The sequence below is a fragment of the Kitasatospora sp. CB02891 genome (assembly GCF_002803145.1).
Taxonomy (GTDB): Bacteria; Actinomycetota; Actinomycetes; order Streptomycetales; family Streptomycetaceae; genus Kitasatospora; species Kitasatospora griseola.
The window spans coordinates 409,446-429,211 of record NZ_NNBO01000002.1; the positions used below are offsets into that span (position 1 = coordinate 409,446).

General features: G+C 73.2%; 21 protein-coding genes and 1 pseudogene. 7 read left to right on the forward strand and 15 right to left on the reverse strand.

Annotation, left to right across the window (positions count from 1 at the left end):
- Window positions 1-54: 54 nt before the first annotated feature.
- Window positions 55-684 (forward strand): snapalysin, encoded by a 630-nt coding sequence (gene snpA / locus CG736_RS07270; RefSeq protein ID WP_100585334.1) that lies wholly within the window; start codon window positions 55-57, stop codon window positions 682-684.
- Between the two features lie 125 nt (window positions 685-809).
- Here snpA and CG736_RS07275 read toward each other — a convergent pair whose 3' ends face one another.
- The 4 genes from CG736_RS07275 to CG736_RS07285 form a co-directional block, all read right to left on the reverse strand.
- A complete protein-coding gene (locus CG736_RS07275; protein WP_157815453.1) occupies window positions 810-1,709 on the reverse strand; it encodes a glycosyltransferase family 2 protein in 900 nt (299 codons plus the stop codon).
- A gap of 2 nt (window positions 1,710-1,711) precedes the next feature.
- On the reverse strand, window positions 1,712-2,770 hold the full coding sequence (locus CG736_RS36000) for a polysaccharide pyruvyl transferase family protein (RefSeq protein ID WP_157815454.1): 1,059 nt from the start codon (window positions 2,768-2,770) through the stop codon (window positions 1,712-1,714).
- On the reverse strand, window positions 2,767-3,882 hold the full coding sequence (locus CG736_RS36005; protein ID WP_157815455.1) for a hypothetical protein: 1,116 nt from the start codon (window positions 3,880-3,882) through the stop codon (window positions 2,767-2,769). The genes CG736_RS36000 and CG736_RS36005 overlap by 4 nt, the downstream gene beginning before the upstream one ends.
- Before the next feature lie 92 nt (window positions 3,883-3,974).
- Complete coding sequence (locus CG736_RS07285) at window positions 3,975-5,102, reverse strand: S-adenosylmethionine:tRNA ribosyltransferase-isomerase (RefSeq protein WP_100585336.1); 1,128 nt, start codon at window positions 5,100-5,102, stop codon at window positions 3,975-3,977.
- 220 nt (window positions 5,103-5,322) lie between these two features.
- Here CG736_RS07285 and CG736_RS07290 point away from each other — a divergent pair, with 220 nt between their 5' ends.
- A complete protein-coding gene (locus CG736_RS07290) occupies window positions 5,323-5,871 on the forward strand; it encodes a flavoprotein (RefSeq protein WP_100585337.1) in 549 nt (182 codons plus the stop codon).
- 16 nt (window positions 5,872-5,887) lie between these two features.
- Here the strand turns inward: CG736_RS07290 and CG736_RS07295 are convergent, their stop codons facing one another.
- The gene (locus tag CG736_RS07295; RefSeq protein WP_232733852.1) at window positions 5,888-6,787 is read right to left on the reverse strand and encodes a S8 family serine peptidase; all 900 of its coding nucleotides are present in this window, start codon (window positions 6,785-6,787) and stop codon (window positions 5,888-5,890) included.
- Window positions 6,788-7,072: 285 nt separating this feature from the next.
- On the opposite strand from CG736_RS07295, the gene CG736_RS36010 reads away from it, so the two are divergent.
- The gene (locus tag CG736_RS36010; protein ID WP_157815456.1) at window positions 7,073-7,243 is read left to right on the forward strand and encodes a hypothetical protein; all 171 of its coding nucleotides are present in this window, start codon (window positions 7,073-7,075) and stop codon (window positions 7,241-7,243) included.
- Between the two features lie 5 nt (window positions 7,244-7,248).
- Here the strand turns inward: CG736_RS36010 and CG736_RS07300 are convergent, their stop codons facing one another.
- Both CG736_RS07300 and CG736_RS07305 read right to left on the reverse strand, forming a co-directional pair.
- Window positions 7,249-8,256 carry a radical SAM protein gene (locus CG736_RS07300; protein ID WP_100585339.1) on the reverse strand — a complete coding sequence of 336 codons (1,008 nt, stop codon included), beginning with the start codon at window positions 8,254-8,256 and terminating at the stop codon, window positions 7,249-7,251.
- A gap of 19 nt (window positions 8,257-8,275) precedes the next feature.
- Window positions 8,276-8,629, reverse strand: a complete 354-nt coding sequence (locus CG736_RS07305) for a hypothetical protein (RefSeq protein ID WP_100585340.1) — start codon at window positions 8,627-8,629, stop codon at window positions 8,276-8,278.
- Window positions 8,630-8,977: 348 nt separating this feature from the next.
- Between CG736_RS07305 and CG736_RS07310 the strand changes: the two genes are divergently transcribed.
- Complete coding sequence (locus CG736_RS07310) at window positions 8,978-9,226, forward strand: DUF397 domain-containing protein (RefSeq protein WP_229847413.1); 249 nt, start codon at window positions 8,978-8,980, stop codon at window positions 9,224-9,226.
- 113 nt (window positions 9,227-9,339) lie between these two features.
- A complete protein-coding gene (locus CG736_RS07315; RefSeq protein ID WP_100585341.1) occupies window positions 9,340-10,293 on the forward strand; it encodes a helix-turn-helix transcriptional regulator in 954 nt (317 codons plus the stop codon).
- Window positions 10,294-10,325: 32 nt separating this feature from the next.
- Here the strand turns inward: CG736_RS07315 and CG736_RS07320 are convergent, their stop codons facing one another.
- From CG736_RS07320 to CG736_RS37535, 5 genes and pseudogenes are all read right to left on the reverse strand, one after another.
- Window positions 10,326-11,138 (reverse strand): SAM-dependent methyltransferase, encoded by an 813-nt coding sequence (locus CG736_RS07320; protein WP_100585342.1) that lies wholly within the window; start codon window positions 11,136-11,138, stop codon window positions 10,326-10,328.
- Between the two features lie 272 nt (window positions 11,139-11,410).
- On the reverse strand, window positions 11,411-11,842 hold the full coding sequence (locus tag CG736_RS07325) for a hypothetical protein (protein ID WP_100585343.1): 432 nt from the start codon (window positions 11,840-11,842) through the stop codon (window positions 11,411-11,413).
- A 165-nt stretch (window positions 11,843-12,007) separates the two neighbouring features.
- Complete coding sequence (locus CG736_RS07330) at window positions 12,008-12,202, reverse strand: hypothetical protein (RefSeq protein WP_157815458.1); 195 nt, start codon at window positions 12,200-12,202, stop codon at window positions 12,008-12,010.
- A 288-nt stretch (window positions 12,203-12,490) separates the two neighbouring features.
- A complete protein-coding gene (locus tag CG736_RS36970) occupies window positions 12,491-13,000 on the reverse strand; it encodes a hypothetical protein (RefSeq protein WP_198520416.1) in 510 nt (169 codons plus the stop codon).
- A 238-nt stretch (window positions 13,001-13,238) separates the two neighbouring features.
- A pseudogene (locus tag CG736_RS37535) lies at window positions 13,239-13,436 on the reverse strand (short-chain dehydrogenase); the annotation flags it as partial.
- 40 nt (window positions 13,437-13,476) lie between these two features.
- On the opposite strand from CG736_RS37535, the gene CG736_RS37540 reads away from it, so the two are divergent.
- Window positions 13,477-13,701 carry a hypothetical protein gene (locus CG736_RS37540; RefSeq protein ID WP_232733893.1) on the forward strand — a complete coding sequence of 75 codons (225 nt, stop codon included), beginning with the start codon at window positions 13,477-13,479 and terminating at the stop codon, window positions 13,699-13,701.
- A gap of 386 nt (window positions 13,702-14,087) precedes the next feature.
- The gene (locus CG736_RS07340) at window positions 14,088-14,726 is read left to right on the forward strand and encodes a TetR/AcrR family transcriptional regulator (protein ID WP_100585345.1); all 639 of its coding nucleotides are present in this window, start codon (window positions 14,088-14,090) and stop codon (window positions 14,724-14,726) included.
- Between the two features lie 38 nt (window positions 14,727-14,764).
- On the opposite strand, the gene CG736_RS07345 is transcribed toward CG736_RS07340, so the two are convergent.
- The 3 genes from CG736_RS07345 to CG736_RS07355 form a co-directional block, all read right to left on the reverse strand.
- Window positions 14,765-15,451 carry a class F sortase gene (locus tag CG736_RS07345; protein ID WP_100585346.1) on the reverse strand — a complete coding sequence of 229 codons (687 nt, stop codon included), beginning with the start codon at window positions 15,449-15,451 and terminating at the stop codon, window positions 14,765-14,767.
- A 78-nt stretch (window positions 15,452-15,529) separates the two neighbouring features.
- Window positions 15,530-17,344: a right-handed parallel beta-helix repeat-containing protein gene (locus CG736_RS07350; RefSeq protein ID WP_198520388.1), complete on the reverse strand. Its 1,815-nt coding sequence runs from the start codon at window positions 17,342-17,344 to the stop codon at window positions 15,530-15,532.
- 222 nt (window positions 17,345-17,566) lie between these two features.
- Complete coding sequence (locus CG736_RS07355; protein WP_232733854.1) at window positions 17,567-19,558, reverse strand: ABC transporter ATP-binding protein; 1,992 nt, start codon at window positions 19,556-19,558, stop codon at window positions 17,567-17,569.
- Between the last annotated feature and the right edge of the window lie 208 nt (window positions 19,559-19,766).

A 19,766-nucleotide genomic window follows, 5' to 3' on the forward strand; every position in this document is an offset into this window, starting at 1 on the left:
CGCGTTCCGGACGGCCTCCCCATGCCCCCGGGACCCGCGAAATGGAGTCCCCACATGAACCGCTCCATGACCGTGCTCGCCGCCGCCCTCGGGCTGGTCCTCGCGGCCGGCACCGCCGCCGTGCCCGCCGCCGCAGCCACCACCGCCCAGGGCTACACCCCGTCCGCGGGCATCGCCGCCAAGTCCTCCGAGGACGCCAACAACAAGGCGTTCTACGAGGCCGTGATGAAGTCGGCCCGTGCCAAGCAGGCGGCCAACCCCTACCTGCTGGCCGTCACCGTCACCTACGACGCCAGCCAGGCCCCGACCTTCCGCACCGTCATATCCCAGAGCGCGCAGATCTGGAACTCCTCGGTCACCAACGTCCAGCTCCGCTCCGGCACCAACGCCGACTTCCGCTACTACGAGGGCAACGACTCCCGCGGCTCCTACGCCTCCACCGACGGCCACGGCGGCGGCTACGTCTTCCTCGACTACGCGCAGAACCGGCAGTACAGCTCGCTGCGCGTCGTCGCCCACGAGACCGGCCACGTGCTCGGCCTGCCCGACCACTACTCCGGCCCGTGCAGCGAGCTGATGTCCGGCGGCGGCCCCGGCACCTCCTGCACCAACCCGAACCCGAACAGCGCCGAGCGGAGCCGGGTCAACAGCCTCTGGCTGTACGGCCTGGCCGTCGCCGGCTGACCCCCGCCCGTCCAGGACGCCGGCCCCGCCCCGAGCCGGGTCGGCGTCCGACCTGCCGCAGGACCCCTGGCCGCTGCATGCCGCCTCGCCCCGGGAGCGGGCGGGGCGGCATGCAGCGGCCGGGGTCACAGGCAGGGCACCCGGTAGCGGACGCTGCCGTTGAGCCGTCCGACACGGAACGCGGTGTCGAAGCACCACCGGCCGGCCTGTTCGCGGTCGGCGAGTTCGGGCAGCCGGCGCAGCAGCCGCAGCCAGGTGCGCGCGGCTTCCGCGGGAGCGACGGCCGGGAGGCCGTGGACGCGGAAGTCACGCATCAGCCGGGCGTTGCCGACGCCGTAGCCGTAGGCCTGTCTGACCAGCGGTCCGAGGCGTTCGCGCAGTCGGTACCGCATCACCGCGTCGGGCGCGTAGGCGAGGGTGTAGTCGGCGAGGAGGGCGCGCCAGCAGAATTCGACCTCGTCGCCGCCACCCGCGTAGCCCTCGTCGAACCCGCCCAGGGCGTGGTAGACGTCCGTGCGGACGCCGAGGCTGCAGCCCATCGCGAAGGGCAGGTAGTCCAGCGCGACGGGGAGCCGGTCGCGGGGCTGCGGCGTCCGCCAGGAGCGGGCGTGGTGGTTGGCCGTGGTGTACGGGGCCGGGTAGCCGCCGACGAGGTGGGCGGTGCCGGCCGCCCGGGCCATGGCACGGAGCCAGCCCGGTGTCGCGGTGTCGTCGGCGTCGCAGAAGACCAGGACGTCGCCGCGGGCGGTGCCGGCGCCGATGTTCCGGGCGTGGTTGATGCCGGGGCGCGCCGAGGCCGCGACGACCCGCAGGCCCGGCAGCCGGTCGGCCCATCGCAGGGCGGTGGCCGCCGTGTCGTCGGTGGATCCGTTGTCGGCGACGATGACCTCCCACGAACCGGTGTGGTCCTGCCGGCTGAGTGCGGCCAGTTGCCCGGGAAGGAGGGCGGCGGCGTCGCGGGCCGGGATGATCACGCTGAGCAGTTCGGGTGCGGGGAGGGCGGACGGGAGCGGCTCTCGGCCCATGATCACGTCTCCTGCCGCAGCCTGTCCGCCTGTGCCGCGGCGTGCCGCAGCGCCCGGTGCGGTGTCGGGGCCAGGTGGGTCCGCGGCCATCCGTGCCGGTGGCGCCAGGTGTTCCGGTAGCTGCTGATCTTCCCGTTCCGGTCGTCGAGCACGGTGTGGGGGATGCCCAGGAGCAGACAGAGCAGGTGCGCGTGGAGCCGGTCGGTCACGACCGCCCCCGCACTGCCGAGCAGCCGGCAGCCGCGGCGCAGCTGCAGCCGGGCGTGGGCGTCGAAGGCGTCGGCCAGGTCCTCGGCCGACCGGTCGGAGGGGGCCCGGCGGAGGGCGTCGGCCGCCGCCCGGATCGCCGTGCGGACGCTTCGCAGCTGCTCCGGCCAGTCGGGACCACCGCCTTCACCGGCGTTCCAGTCGGTGCGGTGCACCGTGCGGTCCGGAGACGGCTCGGCGTGCGGGGCGGCCTCGTGGTCGGTCCGGGCGAGCCACAGCAGGCGGCGGTGGGGCGCTCCGGCGGCCGGCAGGTCCTGGAGTGCGAAGACGGAGTCGGGGACGAGGACGCTGCGGGTCGCGAACGCGTCGCGGGCCTGCCGCAGGCTGTGCGCGTCGCGCAGCAGCAGCGTCAGATCGGGGTGCGCGTCGAAGACCGCCCGGGCACGGGCGAGGTTCCGCGGGTCGTCGAAGTGCACGGACTGCGGGAGTTGGACGATCCGGTGCCGTGGAAACGCGCGGACGACCCGTTCCCGCAACTGCTGGTGGTGGGGCCACAGATCGCCGAGGTTGCCGCCGCCGTGCAGCACGATGGCGCCGGTCGGCAGGCGCCGGGCGAGGTCGGCCTCCGCGAAGGTGTGCCGGTCGCAGACGTAGGCGAGGTCGACGTCCAGTTCCCGCAGCAGGGCTCGCTCGCCCAGCCAGATCGCGGAGTCGCCGACGTTGGCGTGGTGGGGGAAGTCCACCAGGGCGCACCGGGTGCCCGGCGGGAGGAGTCCGCGGAGCACCGCGGTCGACTCGGCCCCGGCCTTCGCCCGGATCGCGGCCGCCGGATCGACGTCCCGCCGACCGGTCACCGGACGGCGCCCTGGTACAGCCGCTGCGCGGCGCTGCGGTGGGCGTGGTCCGCGGCTTCGGCGATGTCGCGCCGTCCACGGGCGGTGGCGTCCTCGGCGAGCGAGCGCATCGACTCCATCGCACCCTCCGAACGCAGCGGGGCCGTCCGGAGCCGGTCGAGGTCGAGCACCGTCGGCAGGGTGCGGCAGTGCCGGAGCGAACCCGCCATGTCGAAGGCGGCCATGGTCCGCAGGCACTTCTCGCAGATCCCGCAGTTGTGGGCGGGCCGGCTCAGCCAGCACACTCCGAGGTTCTCCCACACCAGGGGCGAGGCGGCGAGGTGCCGTTCGACCTTGTCGGTGCGGGTGGCCTCGGCGCCGTCGTGCACGATCTCCAGACCCTCGGTGGACCACAGGTGGTCCAGCAGCGGGTGGGAGCCGAGCGGCGGCAGCCGGCTGTACTGGTCGCTGGCGGCGATCAGGCACCGGCCGAGCAGCCCCTGCAGGGCCAGCGCGACGGCGGCCAGCGCGGCCCCGTGGAACTCCTCCCAGTGGACCAACTCGGCCGTCGCGGCCCGGATGTCGGTCTCCACCACCACCGCCGCGCAACCGGACTCGGCGGCCACCCGGCGGACCCGGGAGACCAGTCGGTCGTAGTCCGCGCCCCGGTGCCGGTCGAAGTTGGCGTGCACCAGCGCGTCGACCGGCCGGTGCCCGGGCCGGCCGTGCCGGTCGCGGTCCTTGAGCAGGCTGTAGAAACAGTCCACCCCCGTGCTGAAGAACAGCCCCACGCCGTCCGCGGACGCCTCCGCCGGCGCCTCCTCCGCCACGGCGAACCGCACCGGCCGCAGCCGTGCTCCCCACCACGCGTGGTAGATCTCCATCGCGGTCTGCGCGGACCTGAGCAGGCGCGGCGACACCGGGGCGGCGACGGTCAGGTCCTCGCCCAGCGCCATGGCCGGCATCACCAGTGCGGCGAAGAACGCGTCGCCGCGCACCGGCAGCCAGTCGCGCTCGCCGCCGCGCACGGTGAAGTACAGGTGCCGCCCCTCGGGCCACGACGCGGTGCGGACGGTGGCGGACAGCCGCCAGCCGTCCGCCACCGGCACGCGAACGACGTCGTCAACGAGCACTGGGATCACATCCGTTCACCGAGGGTCCGGCCCGGCCCCGACCGCCGGGGCGCCTCCGAGGACCGCGCCGGACAGCAGGGGCCGAAGACCCGTCAGACGATCAGCATCGAGTCGCCGAACTCGTGGAACCGGTACGCGCCGGGCACCAGTTCGCGCCGGTAGACGTCGAGCAAGGGCTCACGGCCGGTGAACGCGGACGTGAGCAGCAGCTCCGAACTCCTGGGCCGGTGCAGGTTCGTGATGAACGCGTCGCAGGCCCGGAACCGGTGCCCCGGGGTGATCCGCAGCTGCGTGAAACCGCTCCCCTCCGACACCACGCCGTCCGGACCGGTCACCGTCTCCAGGGTGCGCAACGCCGAGGTGCCGCACACCACGACCCGGCCGCCCCTCGCCCGGCGCTCGTTGATCGCCTCCGCGACGGGCGCGGCGACCTCGTAGCGTTCCGCCCGCGGGAAGTCGAAGCCCTCGGTCCGGGCCGCACGGTCCACCCGGTCCTCCGCGGCGACGTCACCGGCGCCGCCCTCGGCGACCCGCTTGCGGAACAGCTCGCGGACGAAGTGGTGCGACCGGGCGGCGATCAGCAACGTCACCTCGGCCACCGCAACTCCCGTGTCCTGCAGCCGATCCAGGACCGCCGGCGTGAAGTGGCGCCCCGCCGAGGGGAAGAGGACCGCCCCGGGGCGGGTGCCGTACACGTTCTGGTAGTACTCCGGGTCGGCGGGCACCTGCTTGAGGTACCCGGGGTAGATCGGCTCGGCCAGCCGGTACAGCGTCTCACCGTCACCGGGGGTGAGCCGGATCTCCCAGACACCGGGCTCGACCTCGGCCACCAGCCGTCCCGCGACCTGGCGTTCGGGCCCCAGCCGGAACTCGGCGCCCGGCCGGCAGACCGCGGCCGGCGCCACCAGGCAGTACCACCCGCCGTCCGGCCGCGGCGAGTGGATGCTCACCGCGACGACCCTGCCTTCGGCGTCTTCCCCGTGCAGCAGCGTCGGCACCACGCGCGCGTTGTTCAGCACGAGCACGTCCTCGGGCCCGAAGTACGCGTCGATGTCGCGGAAACTGCGGTGCTCCACCTGGGCCGTGCCACGTCTCAGCACGGCCAGCCGGGCATCGCACCGCTCGCCGCCACGCGCCTCGGGCGGCTCCTGGGCCACCAGATCGTCCGGCAGATCGAACGTGTAGTCATCAGGGTCGTCAACGGTTCCTGCGGGCTCCATGAGACTCTCCCGTCGTCAGCAGCAACGCATGCGCCGCCCACGCTATGAGGGCACGCTCCGGGTGTCCTCCGCACACCGGCCGATCGGACGGTTCCGCCCCGCGTCGGCCGCACGAACCGTCCCACCGCGCGAGACCCCTCGCCGACTGCCTCGGCCGGCGAGGATCTCGTCCGGCACCGCCGGGGTTGCAGCCCGCACCACGCAGGCATGGACTGCACGCATGACCGCCCGCACCCTGTACCTGATCGGCTGCGCCGCCCCGCCCGTGCGCGACATCGGCGTCGGCATCCGGGCTGCCCAAGCCGCCGACTGGGACGTCTGCGTCATCCTCACCCCCGCCGCGCACCGCTGGGCGGACCAGGACTTCCCGGGCCTGCTCGACGAGCTCCACACGCTCACCGGCCACCCCGTTCGCCACCAGTACGGCCTGCCCTCCCAGTCCGGCCGGACGCCCGCTCCCGATGCCCTCCTGGTGGCGCCGTTGACCGCGAACACACTCAACAAGTGGTCCGCCGGGACCTGCGACACGCTCGCCCTCGGCGTGTTGACCGAAGGGATCGGCCTGCGCCTGCCCATCGTCGCGCTGCCGCACTTCAACACGGCCCTGGCCGCCCACCCTGCCGTCCGACGCAGCGTCACCGTCCTGCGGGAGGAGGGCGTGACGGTGCTCCTCGGAGCGAACGGCTTCACGCCCCACCCGCCGGAGCGGGGGAACGTCGCCGCCTACCCGTGGGCGACCGCCGTCGCCGCCCTGCCGACGAGCAGGTGACCGACCGCGTCGGAGGTCAGCCCCGCAGGTGCTCGTACGCGGCCCGGGCGTCCAGCAGCGGCGGCACCACAGAGCGCCGTGCGGACGGGCGGGCGGCGCCGCGGAGGACGGCCGCGCGGACCTCGGCCGGGGTGGCGTGCGGGAAGCAGGACAGCAGCAGGGCGAGGGTCCCGGTGACGAAGGGGACGGCCACGCTGGTGCCCGAGAGGACGAGCGGGCGTTCGGCGGGGTCCAGGTGCACCACGGCCTGTCCCGGTGCGCCGACACCGCGGGCGCCGATCGAGCCGCCGAGGTTGGACAGCTCCATCGGGCGGCGCAGGCCGTCGTACCCGACGACCGGGATGGTCCAGGGGTGGCGGGTCAGCACGGAGCTGCCCAGCCGGCCCTGGTTGCCGGCCGCGACGACGGTGAGTACGCCGCGCGCCGCCGCGTGGTCCAGGGCGGCCGTCAGCTCGCGGTGGCCGCTGCTGGACGGCCGCTCGGGCGCGACGCTCAGGTTGAGCACCCGGGCTCCGGCGTCGACGGCCTGGACGACGGCGGCGGCCAGCTCCTCGGTCGAGGCGTCCAGCGGGGTGGGACGACCGGCCGGTGCGGCGGGCGGGTCGGCGCGGTGGCCGGCGAAGACGGGGCGGATCAGCAGCGTGCAGTCGGGGCAGATGCCCGGCGACGGCGAGGCGCGGTCGGCGCTCAACACGCCCGCGACGAAGCTGCCGTGCACGCAGGGACCGTCGCCGGCGGTCACGCAGACCGGCCCGCCGGTGGCGTTCGGACGGCCGGGCAGAACGTGCAACCGCCGCCCGGTGAAGGCGGGTTGTCCGACGGCGACCAAGCCGTCGAGCAACCCGACGGCGACCTCCGGCCGGCCGGCACTGCGCGCCATCAGCGGCGCCAGCCCGACCAGATCGAGCGGCCTCACCCGTTCGAGTCCGGCGGGCAGAGGGCGTGGCAGCCGCTCAAGCAGCCCAGGCATCGCTGGCCGCGCGGGCTGTTGATGCAGAACGGGGCGCAGACCCCGCGGCACTCGGCGACGCAGAACACGCTGGTCGACGACCCCGCGTCCCTGCCGATCCGCCATGACCATCCCCGGTTTCCGCGCCGAGGCCGCCGTCCGACTCCGCACCGGGGTGTACCGGCCCCGCGGCCGGCTCCGCGCCGCGCCCGCCGACCGGATCGCGCCGCGCCCGCCGACCGGATCGCGCCGATGTTCACACAGGAGCAGCTCGACCTGATCAACGCGTGCGAGCACTCCTACGAGATCTGCGAGCAGGGGTGCGACCCGCTCCAGGACGACTTCGACGCCTGGCAGCCGTGCAACACCGACTGCCTGCAGTCGTGGCGGATCTGCATGAACCCGGATCCGGGTTCGCCGTAGCAGCGTCAGCCGACGAGGCTCGCCGCCCGCGAGGCGCGGGTGACTTCGTCGTACCAGTTCACGAAGGCGGGCCCGTGCTCGCCCGCCAGGTCGGCGTGCACGTTCCGGCAGAGGCCTCGGAACGGGGCCGGGTCCCAGCTGCGGGCCTGGGCGGACAGCGGCGCCTCGTGCAGGTTCCCGAGGGCGAACCGGCGGTCGAACCCGTAGGCGAAGGGCACGACCGTGCCGTCCGTCTCGACCACGAGCGGTGACAGCCAGGAGCTGAGCCGCTCGGTCGGCCCGGTTCCCCGAACGTCGCCGTCGTCGAGCAGGAAGCGGTCGGCCTGGGACACGAGGTTCCCGCGTTCCACCAGGTCGAGCTGGATCACGAGGTCCGTCGAGGTCCGCAGCCGCGCGGCCTCCAGCACCGAGAAGAGCATCTCGGTCACGTCGGGCACCGCGTCGGGAAGGGCCTCCACCGCGTTGCCCTCGGCTTCGAGCGGGTGGATCTGCAGCAGCGTCGCCCCTGCGGCGACGGCGAAGTCGGCCACCCAGGCCAGCTCGTGGACGTTGAACTGGGTCAGGGTGAAGATGAAGCCGAACGGGATCCCGGAGGCCCGGACCAGCGGGAGCCTGCGTTCCATGGCCGCGAAACTCCGGGGATCGCGGCGCATCCGCACGTGACTGTCCGGCACGCCGTCCAGCGAGATGGCCAACACGTCGACCAGACCGGCCAGTTCGGAGAGCCGGCGGCCGGTGAGCAGCATGCCGTTGCTGGTGACGGTGGTCCGCATGCCGTGCGAACGGGCCGTTCGCAGCAGCTCGTCCAGCGGCCGGTAGAGCGTCGGTTCACCCCCGGACACCCCGAGCACGTCGTACCCGAGGGCCGCCGCGTCGGCCACCGCCCGCTGCAGGACGGTCAGTTCGGTGGTCTCCGCGACGTCGGGCCCGGAGGAGGAGTAGCAGTGCAGGCAGCGGAGGTTGCAGCGCCGGGTCGGGTGGACCTGCAGGAAGGCCCGGCCGGGAAGAGTCATCGGGGTGTCCGGTCGGGGATCAGTGGACGAGGTTGCCGGCCCCGACGGACACCTCGATGATCTGGGCGTCGACGACCGGCGGGAGTCCGCGGGTCAGCACGGTGAAGGCACTGCTGTGGGCGACGTTCGTCCGGTGGGCCAGGTCCACCATCTGCTGGACCACCGACCCGATCTGCGCGCCCTGGCTGTCGCCGTCGGCCCGGAACGTGGCGTGCAGGCCGTCGGGGCGGGGGATGCCGCGGATGAGGATCCGCTCCAGGGCGAGCTCGGACGTGATGTCGGCGAGGCCCGAGACGAACTCGTCGCTGATCGGCTGGCCGGCGTCGCGCCAGGCCTGCAGCAGGGCCTCGGATCCGCGCTTGGCGTTGGTCATCGCTGTCCTCCGGTGACGGGGAGAGGGGAGGGGGGAGTCCCGGGGGGAAGTCTGTGTGCGACTCGCCGGGCCGGACAAGCCACCACGCGGGTGAAGCGGGCGACGTCGTGGATGGTGGGACGATCGATGTCGACCACGCCGGTGATATCAGAATGCGATCATTATTTTTCGGCTTCGATTTCGGATCACCCTATCGGGGAGTGGCGTTGTTCGATTTTTGGGCGCAATGATTCACTTCGCCGCCCCGGGCAATTGCACGTGGGATTGCCCGGGCCGCTGATCTGCGGAGGTCCGAAAAAGTATGACTGACGGACCGGCGGGCGGGATTCATCGGAGAGGAGACGGGCCGTGGACGTTGTCGGAGCGTTCTACAACGGGATGCCGGCGGACGGCATCGACTCGCCCCACCCCTGGCAGGTGGCGCAGAAGAGTCAAGGTTCCGGCGAGTGCGTGGAGTTGCGCCGCCTGGCGGACGGTCGGGTGGCCGTGCGGCAGAGCAAGGACCCGTCCGGTCCGGCGCTGATCTTCACACGGGCGGAGATCGACGCCTGGCTCGACGGCGCGAAGCGGGAGGAGTTCGACCACCTGTTGGCCTGATCGAAGGGGGTTTCCCCACCCCGGGAAACCTCCGGTATGACGCAGTGGCCCTCCTTGTGCCAAGCTTGCCGATCTAATTGGCTTGTGCAAGGGGGGCCCTTGTGGTCGCTGACATGTTCGACGGCGAATATTCGAACGAAAATGTGATCCCGATTTGCCGGGGTCGTGACTCGGGCGCGCCGGAATGGTCCGTTCCCGCCGCGCAGGTCGGCATCGACCTGCGGGCGCTGCGCGGCGGACGGACCTTGGCGTGGGTGGCGTCACGGGCCCACATCTCGGTGTCGAAGCTGAGCCGGATCGAGAACGGCCAGCGCCGGCTGAACAACCCGGAGGACGTCGCCCGCATCCTCGACGCCCTGGAGGTCGAGCACGGGCCCCGTCGCGCACGCCTGATGGAACTCGCGGCGGCCGCCTCGCAGAAGAGCCAGCCCGGCTTCCACCGGGACGCCGGGGCGGGCGCGCAGCAGCGGCTGTCCGGGATGGTGCAGGAGGCCCGGCAGCTGATCGCGGTCGACTCCCAGGTGGTTCCGGGCGCCCTGCAGACCCGGGCGTACATGGAGGCCGTCACCAGGGCCACGCTGGTGCGCAGCCGGCAGCACGAGGTACCGGGCGTGGTCAGGTCCCGCCTGGTGCGGCAGCGGGTGGTGTTCGAGTCGGGGATCCGGGCGGTGTTCTGCATGCAGCAGGCCGCGCTGCACCGGGTGATGGGCAGTCACGCGCTGATGGTGGAGCAGCTGGAGAAGCTGCTGGAGTACACCGAGACGCCGAACATCGGCGTCCGGATCATTCCGGTCGAACTGCCGCTGGCGCTGCAGGTGACGAACCTGACCAAGCTGGACTTCGACAAGCCCGGGACGATCACGGAGCTGATCTACGTGGAGACCGGCGACCGGGAGGGCCACTACTACTACCCGGACCGGGCGGAGGACTCGGCGGGCTTCGAGGACTACAAGGAGATCCTGAACGACGTCGCGGTGCGCGCCCGCCGCCGGGAGCCCAGCCGGGAGCTGATCCGCGCCGCGATCGCCTGGCACGGCGAACGGGCGGGGAGCCGGCCGGCGCCGTGAGTGCGGCCGTGCCCGCGCATCGGCGGGCGGTGTCACAGGACGACGGCGAGGCCGCCGAACTCGATCCACTCGTCGGTGCGCTGGCGCGGGTGGACGTCGCGGTCCGGACGCCAGTGCGTCACGTCCAGTAGGCCCGGCTCCTCGATCCGCAGCCGGTCGAGGTCGAAGAACGCCCGCACCTCGCTCTCGGTGCGTACCCGGCCCCACTTGTCGCCGGTGCCGTCCCGCATGAGGCGGGTGACGTCCTCGCGCATCCGCTCGTCGTCGCTGACGAGTTGGCACACCACGACGACGCTGCCGGCGGGGAGCGCGTCGACGGTGCGGCGGATCATGGCGGCCGGGTCCTGCTCGTCGGTGAGGCAGTGGGTCACCGACACGAACAGCGCCGCGGTGGGTTCGCGCAGGTCGATCAGGGAGCGGAAGTCCGGGTCGGCGAGGATGTCCCCGGTCCGGGTCATGTCGGTCTTCAACAGGGCGACCTGCGGGTTCTCGTCCAGCAGCAGGCCGCTGTAGGCGTGGACGTGCGGATCGTCGTCGATGTAGACGACCCGGCACGACCCGTCGACGCGCTGGGCGACCTGGTGGACGTTGTTCCGGGTGGGCAGCCCGGAGCCGTGGTCGACGAACTGCCGGATGCCGTAGTCGCGGGCGATGACCTCGACGGCGCGGCACAGGAACGCCCGGTTGTTCAGCGCGAGTTCCCTGGTGCTGGGGGCGATTTTCAGCAGTTGCTCGACGGCGGCGCGGTCGGAGGGGTGATTGAAGCGCCCGCCCAGTAGATGGTCGTACATTCTCGCGGCGGTCGGCCTGCTGACGTCGATCCCGCCCGGTAGTGAATCGGTCACCCGTTCCCCTTCGAGCCGTCCAAGTGCGGTGACTGCCACCGAATGTGACGACCCGTCATGCTATCGCCGGGCATGGCGAAGCGGCATCACCCGCCGGGGTGTTGCCTGGCGCAAGCATGGCGAGCCCCGGCGCAGGCCGTGGCGCGAGCCGCGCCGGCGCACCCCCAGGGGGCGGAGTGCGCCGGTGGCGACGGCCGGGCGGCTTCGGCGCCGGGGTCGGGGTGTCGGGGCCGCTGTGGGTGCCGGGGTGCCGGGGTGCCGGGGTGTCGGTGTCAGGCGGTGGGGCGGCTCCTCGTTCCGGTGAGCAGGCGGCGGGCGGTGCGCAGTTCGACCTGCAGCTCGGGTTCGCCGAGCCCCATCAGCTCGGCCGCCGCGCCGGTCGGCATCCCCAACTGCTCGTGCAGGAGCGCGGCGTCCGCGGCGCGGGCGGGCAGGGTCCGGTGCAGCGCGTCGGCGCCCGGGCGGGCCGAGCGCGCCAGGGCGTCCGCGACCGCCTCGCCCAGCACCCGCCAGGCGAACGCGTCCGGATCGGAGGCCAGCACCGCGGGCCAGCTCAACTCGGTGCGCCGCAGGGCCTGTTGGACGACCCGACGGCTGAGGTCGAGATCGCCCAGGCGGGCGTGGGCGTACTGCTCGTACGGGTGGTGGCGCAGCTGGACGAACGCCGCGTACCCGAGTGCGGGCGCGGTCCGGTGACCGGACACCGTGACTCCTTCGGCGTCAACTCGGCGGAAAGGAACCGCCGTTCGAGGCGGGGGCGCGGGGCGGCACGGCCCGGCGCGCGGACGGCGCCCCGCGCGCAACGGCGCGCCGGGGCGCAGGGGCGCAGGGGTCGGCCGGGCGCGACGCCCGGCCGGCCTCCGGATCGATCAGCGCCGGTCGAGCAGCACTCCGCTGACCTGCGCATCCTGCGCGATTCGCAGCAACGCCAGGACCAGCGTCACCCGTTCCCAGCCGATCGGCCCCTCACCGGCCGCCGCCCACAGCAGCGCCGGAACCGCCAGCAGTGCACCCAGCCGCGCGGAGAATCGGACCGCGCGCAGCCGGGGCAATCCCTCACTCAACCTCCACACCCTGCTAGCGTGTGGAGCCATCGACGGCATGATCGCTCGATCCCGAGCGGGTCCTTCAAGCATCTCTCAGAGTCCTTGCTGTGAATGGCCCTTCGTCGTGGTCGGTGTTCGCCTCACCGACCACGACAACCCACCGCACGGTGGGTTCCGGCCTGGACACGGAACGCTACCTCCGGCCCGTCGGTCGATCGCACCAAAACGCCCCTTGTGCAAACGCAGGCAAAAGAACGCCCGGAATGTCGGGCTTGTCCGGACGGCCTTCGGCGGGCTCGGCGGACTTCAGTGGATGAGGCGCAGCACGAGGGTCGAGTCGACAGTGGCCTTCCCGGCCGCGACGCCGCAGCCGGTGCCGGTGCTGGTGCCCACGGCGTGGACGGTGTCGCCGGCGAAGCGCGTGCTGTCGGCGGCGACGGCGCCGTCGGCGATCAGCGAGGCAGTGCCGTTCGCCGTCACGACCTTGCCCTTGCCGTAGCGGACGGTGGAGGAGGTTCCGTCGCTCCACCGGACGGTGGTGGAGGCGTCCTCGTCGCCGTCGCACTCGGTGGCCGACACGGTGACCGACCGTGCGAAGGTCCCGGCGGCGACGGGCGCGCCGGCGGCGTCGACGCAGGTCGCGGTGCCGGTCATCGCCAGCGTGCCGGAGCCGCGAACCCCGGCCCCGTGACCGTGGAGGACGCACGTCGCGTCGGTGGTGGGCGGCTGGAAGCGGGCCGAGGCGTCGACCATCAGCGGGACGGCGGCGAACAGCGGAGCGGTGGCCAGCAGGGTGCCGCGGAATGCGGTGTTCATGAATGTTCCCCCTGGTGTTCCGGTGCGTGCGGTGGCCGCGTCGCAGGGACAACGACCGCCGGACGCACTGGTTTCCGGCAGTCCACCGGACGGGTGGCGCACTGGGCCGAACGGCGGTACGGCCACGACGCCGGGGCGACGGCGCGGTGGGCTGGGCGTCCGGGCGCATCGCGGCGTCGGTGCCGCCGTCGACGAACAGGGTGGCTCCGGTGGTGAAACGGGCCTCCGGCCGCAGGAACTGGTGCACCCAGAAGGCGATGTCCTCGGGGCGGCCGAAGACGCCCAGCGGCATCGGGGTGGGGAAGTCGTCGGCGTCCGGCTCCTCGCCCGCGCCGGTGGAGCCGAGCATCAGCGGGGTGATCACCGCGCCCGGGGCGATGACGTTGAGCAGCACGCCTTCGCGGGCCCACGACGGCGTGACCGCCGTCCGGCGCACCCAGCGGGCCAGCGCGAACTTGGAGGTCGCGTAGGCGGAGATGCTCGGCGCGGACTGCCCCAGCTCGGCGGGGAGCGCCGCCTGGGCGGACCGGGCGTGGTCGCGGGCCGCGTCCTCGTCGCCCGCGAGCAGCAGGTCGACCAGCTTCTCGTCGATCATCGGGACGGTGGTCGAGGAGTTGGAGCCGATCACGACGGCGCGCCCCGCCGAGGAGCGGGCGAGCGCCGGGCGCAGGCCCTCCAGCAGGGCGACCGGGCCGAAGTAGTTGATGGCGGCGACCGCGCCGGCGTCCTTCATCGAAGGGCCGACGCCGGCCACCGCGGCCACGCCGTCCAGGAGCCCGCCGGAGGCGTCCAGGATTCCCTGGACGGCGGACCGGCGGCCCTCCGCGGTGCCGAGGTCGGCGGTGATGTCGGCGTCGTGGAGGTCGACGCCGATGACGGTGTGCCCATTCTCCCGGAGGACGGCGGCGCTGGCGGCGCCCATTCCCGAAGCGGAGCCGGTGACGGCGTAGATACCCATGGTGCGAGCCTTTCGATCACTGTGCGCGGGGGCGCACGGGACTGGCCGGGACGTCCCCTCGAACGTCTGCCAATCGGAATTCAATCACTGATTGGATGGTAACCCGAGCTCCCGTGATGCAATGGCGGCATGCCGGACGAACCAGCCCAGAACCCGACCCAGGCCCCCGACCCCGCCACCACCCGGGACCGGCTGCTCGCGGCCGCCGAGCGACTCTTCCTCCAGCGCGGGGTCGGCCAGGTCTCGGTGCGGGCGATCAACGCGGAGGCCGGACTCAACCCCGGCGCGGTGCACTACCACTTCGGCTCCCGGGACGGCCTGGTCACGGCACTCCTCGGACGCGAGCTGCTCCCGCTCTGGCACGACCGGCTGGAGGCCGCCACCCGCCACCCCGCCACCACCGGGCCGGCGCAGGTCCGGACGCTGGTCACGGCCGTCGCCGAACCCTTCGACGAACTGGTGCGCACCGAGCGCGGCCAGATGCTCTGCCGCCTGCTCGCCCAGACCATGCTGGCCGCCGACCGCCCGCTCAACAGCTCCCCGTGGGCAGGCACCGCCCCGTTCGAGGTCGTCCTCGGCCGCGCGATGCCCGACCTGACCGTCCACGAGATCACCGACCGCTGGCGGCTCGCCTTCACTGCCCTCCTGGAGACCTACGGCCGCCCCCTCGCCACCGACGCAGCCTCCGTCCCCGTCCCGGCCTTCCCCGAACTCCCCACCGTGGTCGCCTTCCTGACGGCAGGACTGACGGCGCCCCGGCTCGACTGACGGGACGTCGGCCGGCTCCCTCCGGCCCGGCCTGCGGGTTACGGCGCGTCCTCGTCGGAGGGGGCGAGGTGGGCGGTGATGACGAAGTTGTCGACGGCCGGGGTGTCGTCGGGCCTTTCGAGGCAGGTGAGGACGACCAGGCGGCCGGGGACGTCGGCCCAGACGGTGCTGGCGGTCGGGAGGTCGGTCTTCGGGATGGTGGCGGCCCCGTCGACGAGGTAGTGGGCGCCGCCGGCGTTGATGGTGGCGCCGGGGGCGAGTCTGGAGGCGCCGGTGTCCAGGGCGAAGAGGTAGTTGCCGGGGCCGATGGCGCCCCGGCGCAGGGAGTGCATGGCGACGTAGACGGTGCCGGTTTCGGGGGCGGTGGGGGTGCCGAGGTTGGTGATGCGGTAGGCGGAGGTGAAGCCGGGCGGGACGACCGATCCGTCGACCTCGTTCATGGTCCCCAGGGGCACGTCGAGGCCGACCGAGGGGACGATGAACCGGCCTGCACCGTCCGGTTCGGCGTCCTGTTCCCGCTGCTGTCCCGGGAGCGGGGCCGCGCCCTGGTCGAGTCGGACGGGCCTGCCGTTCATGTCGACGCCGGCGACCTGTCCGGCGGGTGGCGCCGGCCGGTGGTGGGGGAGGGTGTGGCGGTCGAGCAGTCCGGCGGCGGCGAGCAGCAGGATCAGCGACCCGGCCCGTAGTGACCGACCGGCGGGGGTGTCGCGGTGGTGCACCGTCATGGGCGTTCGGCCTCTCTGGGACAGGTGCGCCCGCCGGCCCGGGAGGGCCGGCGGGCGGTCGGGCGGTGTGCCGGTGGGTCAGGGGCGGCGCCTTCTGCGCAGCAGTGCGGTGGCGGCCAGGACGCCGGCGGTCAGCAGTACCGCCGCGCCGGTGACCGGCCAGGCCAGGGGCGAGGCGATGGTGTCGGCCAGTGAGCCGCCGGTGTTCACCTCCGGGCCCTCGGGACGGTGGCCCGGAGGCCGGGTGGGCCGGTGCGTCGGGCGGTGGGTGGGAGGCGGCTCGGGGCCGGCCGGCGTGATCGGCAGGGAGGCGGTGGCCGGTTCGGAGCTGAAGGTGGCGCCGTCGGGCAGCAGGCCGGAGGCGGTGGCGGTGTTGCGCAGGGATCCGCCGGCGGCGATGTCGGCCTCGGTGACCGTGTAGGTGGCGGTGCAGTGGGTGGAGGCTCCCGCGGGGAGGGTGCCCTCGAGCGGGGTGGGGGCGCAGGTGATCGGGCCGGGGGCGCCGGTGCCGGAGAACCCGGTTTCGGTGATCGTCAGGGTGCCGAACGGCACGTTGCCGGTGTTGTGCACGTCGAAGGCGTAGGTCACGACGTCACCGGCCTCGGTGAGTTCGTCGATCGGGTGCCCCTCGGCGTTCGTGGCGGTCGCGGTCTTGGCGAGGGTCAGCCCGGGGGCCGCCGCGTCGACGACGATGGTGTACTCGCGGGTCGAGGTGCCGTCGACGGGGTCGGAGACCTGGACGACGAACGTGTAGCTGCCCGCCGTGGTGGGGGTGCCGGTGATCGTCCCGTCCGGGTTCAGCGTCAGCCCGGGCGGGAAGTCGCCGGAGAGGACGGTCCAGGTGAGCTCCGGGTCGGGGTTCTCGGTGACCGCCTCGACCACGTCGGTGTAGTCGACGCCGACCGTCCCGTTGTGCAGGGACGGGGTGATGATGCACGGCGGCTGGGTCAGGCCCCCGAACAGGTTCCGGTTCCAGCCGGAGAAGGTGTTGCAGATCAGGGTGGTGGTCGCGGCGGCGCCGGAGTAGCCCGCGATGCCGTAGCCCCAGAAGTCGCGCAGGGGCGGCTGGACGGGCGAGCGGGTGATGTCGTTGAAGGAGATGGTGATGTTCGTACCGCCGGTGACGTTGATCCCGACGTCGGCGCCGTTCGGGCCGGTGATGCTGTTGTGATCGACCGTCACGTTGTTCGCGGTGAACAGCAGCATCCCGGTGGAGGTGCTCGCCGAGTTGTTGGCCGTGTACGTCACCACGGTGTTGTCGGTGAAGGTGCCGCTGGAGTTGAAGTACTGCACCGAGTTCTGCGCGATGTTGCCGGTGATCGGCGGCGCGGGCAGCGGAATGGCCATGTCCGGCGGGCCGAGGGTGGAGCCGGTGACGTTCATGGTCGCGGCGCCGTTGGCGGTCAGGCCGTTCTTCTGGAAGTCCGACACGTGGACGCCGGTGACGGTCACGGTCTGCGGGCCGCCACTGGTGGCGTCCACCGTGATCGCCTGGCCGAAGTTGTAGGTCTGGTGCCGGGTGATCCCGGTGACCGTCACGTTCGACAGCGACCCCGACGCGGACAGGAACCTGATCCCGAAGAACGAGGCGTTCGTCCGGGAATCGGCCGGATCGCGGGGCAGGTAGTCGCCCCGGACGGTCAGGTTCTCGATGTTCATCGTGGTGGCGCCGGCGGCGTTGCCCACCACCGGACCCAGCAGCGGGTCGGCCGGGGAAGGGTCGGTCGCGGTGATCGTGTGGCCGGCGCCGTTCAGGGTGTACCCGTCGGGGACGGTGAGGTTGTCCGTGGTGGCGCAGTTTCCGGTCAGCGTGATCGTCGTGCCGGACGTGGACGAGGCGGTGCACACGGTGCGGATGTCCACCGTCGCCGCGGCGGCGGGGGTCGCCGTCAAGGCCGACGACCCCGCCACCACGACGCCGCCCACCGCAGCGGCTGCTAACCGGCGGCGCAGGCCGGACCACCGTCCTCGTGGGCGCCGGCGTGCGGGCGCGGCCGTGGTGACTGAGTGTGATGCTCTGATGATCATCATGTGACAACCTCCCCGGGCAGGCTAGGGCCGTGACAAACCGGGCAGGAGTCAACACACCGGACACTCGGTCACCCGGCGCGTCATTCACCCGGTGGGGTGCGGGTGCTGACCGGGGCGCGGGCGCTGGGCCGGAACGGTGCGGTCGGCCTGGAGGTCCAGGAGTTCGCGGAACAGGCCGTCGCAGTGGGCGAGTTCGTCCCAGGTGCCGGTCTGGACGATGCGGCCCCGGTCGACCACGATCACCCGGTCGGCGAGGCGGGCGTTGGCGAGGTTGTGGGTGACCAGGAGGGTGATCCGGCCGGGGGCGAGGGCGCGCAGCGAGTGCAGGATGCGGTGCTCGGCGCGGGGGTCGAGGTCGGAGGTCGGCTCGTCGAGGATCAGCAGGCCCGGGCGGCGGGCGGTGCGGAAGAACGCGCGGGAGACGGCGCCGCGCTGCCAACCGCCGCCGGAGAGCTCCGCGCCGCCCTGCCAGCCCTGGGCGAGCAGGGTCCGCCAGCCGGAGCGCAGCCGGGCGACGGTCTCGTCGAAACCGGTCAGGGCAGCGGCGGCGGCGACCGCCGGGGCCGGGTCGCCGTCGTACTGGCCGAGGTGGACGTTCTCCGCCGCCTGCAGCGGCCAGCGGGCGAACTCCTGCGGGACGCGGGCGACTTGACGGAACAGCGCGTCGGCGTCGAGATCGCCGATCGGGACGCCGTCCCAGCTGATCCGCCCGCCGCCGGGCTGCGGCAGGTACAGGCCGGAGAGCAGCTTCAGGAAGGTCGACTTGCCGGAGCCGTTCTGCCCGATCACCGCCACCACCTCGCCCTGGGTGAGCGTCAGGTCGATGCCGCGCAGCGCCGGTTCCTGCTGCCCGCCCGGGTAGGTGTAGGTCAGGCCGGTGACCTCGATCGTCTTCGGCGGGCCGGGGACGATGCTGCCGCGGGCGATCCGGTGGCCGCCGGCCTCGTCCAGGAAGGTGAAGTAGTCGTCCAGGTAGAGCCCCATCCGGTACAGCCGGGCGCCGTTGCCGACCATGCCCTGCACGCCGCCGGCGGCCGTGCGCAGCGCGAACGTCGCGGAGCCGGCCGCGGCCAGGCCGATCCGGCCGGAGGAGACCAGGTAGAGCAGTGCTCCCCACATCAGCGCCGCCCCGGCGCCGGTGCCCAGCGCGGCGAACAGCGAGACCCGCGCCGCCTCGCGCCCGGCGCGGTCGGTGACGGTGACGATCCGGGCCTCGGCCTTGCGGTACTTGTCCAGCATGAACGGCAGCACCTGGTCGGAGCGCACCTGGTCGGCCCGGCCCTTGTCGATCAGGTACCAGCGGTAGATCCGCAGCGCCTGGCGCTCGTCGCCGGTGGTGATGGCCGCCAGGTAGTGGATGCGGGCGGTGCGCACGGCGGCGACGCCGGTGGGCACCGAACCGAGCAGGAGGAACGGGACGAGCAGCGGGTGCAGGGTGGCGAGCACGCCGGCGGCGGCGAGCAGCGAGACGGCGGAGGCGATCACGTCCTGGGCGGAGGTCAGCAGGTCGGGCGTGGTGGACGCGCCGCGGTCCGCCGCCTCCCACCGCTCGCCGTACTGGGGCTCGTCGTAGGCGGCGAGTTCGGCCGAGCAGCCGGCCTCGATCAGCGCCATGTCGGCCTCCCGGTTGATCCGCGGCGCGACCCGCCCCGACAGCGTCAGGACGGCGATGCCCAGCACCGCCCGGAGCGCGGCGGACCCGGTCAGGACCGCCAACGACGGTGCGGCGTCCCGGAGATGGACGGTGACCGGGCCCGGGCGCAGCAGCGCCGCGAGCGTCCCGGTGGTGGCGTACAGGGCGAGCGCCCCGAAGACGCCGCTCGCCGCCTGGGCGAGCAGCAGCAGGACGGTGGAGCGCCGGTCGGCGCGCCAGGCGAGGTGCAGGGCGCGGCGGATCAGCTGCGGCAGGCGGCGCACCATGGTGCCGGTGGAGATGGACTGGCCGACGAGCTGCCGCTTGTCGCCCGGGTGGCGGTAGCGCAACTCCTCGTCGTGCTCGGTCGGTTCGGCGCCCTCCGGTGGTCCCTCGGGCCCGGGGCCGGCCTTCCGGGGCGGGGTCGTGCGGGTCTCGTTCACGTTGCTCCCTGGTGCGACGGCGAAGCGGCAGCGCCGCGTGCGTGCGAGGGCAGGCCGGAGTGGCCGCGGTGCCGGACGGCGCGCTGCTTCGGGGTGGGGTTGCGGGTGCGCCCCGATCCTGGCAGGGCGCTGTCGGCGTGTCCGGCGTGTCTCGGCCGGTCTCACCCGATCCGGGTAAATCTGTGTCGCGCCCGGCGAGTTGACGTGT

Coding starts and splice junctions, on each gene's coding strand:
- snpA (WP_100585334.1), top strand. CDS start 55: ATGAACCGCTCCATGACCGTGCTCGCCGCCGCCCTCGGGCTGGTCCTC.
- CG736_RS07275 (WP_157815453.1), bottom strand. CDS start 1,709: ATGGGCCGAGAGCCGCTCCCGTCCGCCCTCCCCGCACCCGAACTGCTC.
- CG736_RS07285 (WP_100585336.1), bottom strand. CDS start 5,102: ATGGAGCCCGCAGGAACCGTTGACGACCCTGATGACTACACGTTCGAT.
- CG736_RS07290 (WP_100585337.1), top strand. CDS start 5,323: ATGACCGCCCGCACCCTGTACCTGATCGGCTGCGCCGCCCCGCCCGTG.
- CG736_RS36010 (WP_157815456.1), top strand. CDS start 7,073: ATGTTCACACAGGAGCAGCTCGACCTGATCAACGCGTGCGAGCACTCC.
- CG736_RS07300 (WP_100585339.1), bottom strand. CDS start 8,256: ATGACTCTTCCCGGCCGGGCCTTCCTGCAGGTCCACCCGACCCGGCGC.
- CG736_RS07305 (WP_100585340.1), bottom strand. CDS start 8,629: ATGACCAACGCCAAGCGCGGATCCGAGGCCCTGCTGCAGGCCTGGCGC.
- CG736_RS07315 (WP_100585341.1), top strand. CDS start 9,340: ATGTTCGACGGCGAATATTCGAACGAAAATGTGATCCCGATTTGCCGG.
- CG736_RS36970 (WP_198520416.1), bottom strand. CDS start 13,000: ATGAACACCGCATTCCGCGGCACCCTGCTGGCCACCGCTCCGCTGTTC.
- CG736_RS37540 (WP_232733893.1), top strand. CDS start 13,477: ATGCTCGGCGCGGACTGCCCCAGCTCGGCGGGGAGCGCCGCCTGGGCG.
- CG736_RS07340 (WP_100585345.1), top strand. CDS start 14,088: ATGCCGGACGAACCAGCCCAGAACCCGACCCAGGCCCCCGACCCCGCC.
- CG736_RS07345 (WP_100585346.1), bottom strand. CDS start 15,451: ATGACGGTGCACCACCGCGACACCCCCGCCGGTCGGTCACTACGGGCC.